2 protein-coding genes are annotated in these 1,489 nt (G+C 51.3%); one reads left to right on the forward strand and one right to left on the reverse strand.

Annotation, left to right across the window (positions count from 1 at the left end; genetic code table 11):
* Positions 1–1,084, forward strand: a 1,084-nt coding sequence (locus ACYVTD_RS12650) for a DUF1538 domain-containing protein (RefSeq protein ID WP_461248108.1), incomplete at its 5' end; no start/stop codon positions are given.
* Here ACYVTD_RS12650 and ACYVTD_RS12655 read toward each other — a convergent pair.
* Positions 1,012–1,431 (reverse strand): DUF1538 family protein, encoded by a 420-nt coding sequence (locus tag ACYVTD_RS12655; protein WP_461248109.1) that lies wholly within the window; start codon positions 1,429–1,431, stop codon positions 1,012–1,014. The genes ACYVTD_RS12650 and ACYVTD_RS12655 overlap by 73 nt on opposite strands.
* Positions 1,432–1,489 lie beyond the last annotated feature (58 nt).

Consider the following 1,489-nt stretch of genomic DNA (forward strand, 5'->3'; position numbering starts at 1 on the left):
CTCCTCGGTACTGCCGATCACCGCCATAGTCCTTATAGCCGGCGTGGTTTTAACGCCCATGCCGTCCGGGACAATATTGATGTTTTTGGCGGGGGCCGCCCTGCTGATTATCGGGATGGGCTTTTTTACGCTTGGCGCGGACATGTCAATGATGCCGATGGGGGAAGGCATAGGCGTGGAACTGACCAAAAGCTCTAAATTGCTTCTGCTTGTCGTAGTAACTCTTGTAATCGGTTTTACCATTTCGGTCGCCGAGCCGGATTTACAGGTTCTGGGAAGGCAGACCCCTTCCGTTCCGGCGTTTACTTTGATATTTACCGTATCCATAGGGGTAGGGGTTTTTCTGATGCTCGCCGTTCTGCGCCCCCTATTAAAAATACGGTTTTCCGTCATACTTATCTTTTTCTATCTTATAACTTTTATCGTGGCGTATTTCGCGCCCGCCTCCTTTGTGCCTGTGGGTTTCGATTCGGGCGGGGTTACGACGGGCCCCATGACCGTGCCTTTTATCTTGGCGATGGGCGCGGGTATAGCCGCCCTGCGAAGCGACAAAAGCTCGCAGGAGGACAGTTTCGGCCTTGTGGCGATGTGCAGTATCGGGCCGATTCTGGCGGTGCTTCTCCTCGGCATTTTTTACAGGCCGGTTCAGGCCGAAGTGGAAACTTCCGTGATTTATGACGCGGCGACTTCAAGGGACGTGGTAAGGTTCTTCGCCCTTGAACTGCCCCACTCACTTAAAGACGTGTTGATATCTTTAAGCGCCATCGTATTCTGTTTTATAATATTCCAGATTGTTACGCGGCGTTTTAAAAAACACCAGCTTGGACGCGTCGCCGTGGGTTTCCTTTACACGTTTATCGGCCTCGTGATTTTTTTGACGGGGGTAAACGTTGGATTTTTCCCCGTAGGCCAGCTCTTGGGATCGCAGTTGGCCCAGTCGCCTAATAGGTGGGTTTTAATCCCGCTTGGGACGATTGTCGGCTACTTCATTGTAAAAGCGGAACCCGCCGTTCACGTTCTTAACAAACAGGTCGAGGAAGTTTCCTCCGGCGCGAAATACGCCACGATAAAAGTTATAAGATAGAAAAAGATAAGTATGACGGAAAACCGTATTTTTAATAGGGGGCGCAGAACGGCGAGCATCAGAAAAACCCCTACCCCTATGGATACGGTAAATATCAAAGTAAACGCCGGAACGGAAGGGGTCTGCCTTCCCAGAACCTGTAAATCCGGCTCGGCGACCGAAATGGTAAAACCGATTACAAGAGTTACTACGACAAGCAGAAGCAATTTAGAGCTTTTGGTCAGTTCCACGCCTATGCCTTCCCCCATCGGCATCATTGACATGTCCGCGCCAAGCGTAAAAAAGCCCATCCCGATAATCAGCAGGGCGGCCCCCGCCAAAAACATCAATATTGTCCCGGACGGCATGGGCGTTAAAACCACGCCGGCTATAAGGACTATGGCGGTGATCGGCAGTACCGAGGAG

It is taken from the genome of Treponema sp. R6D11, assembly GCF_054786075.1.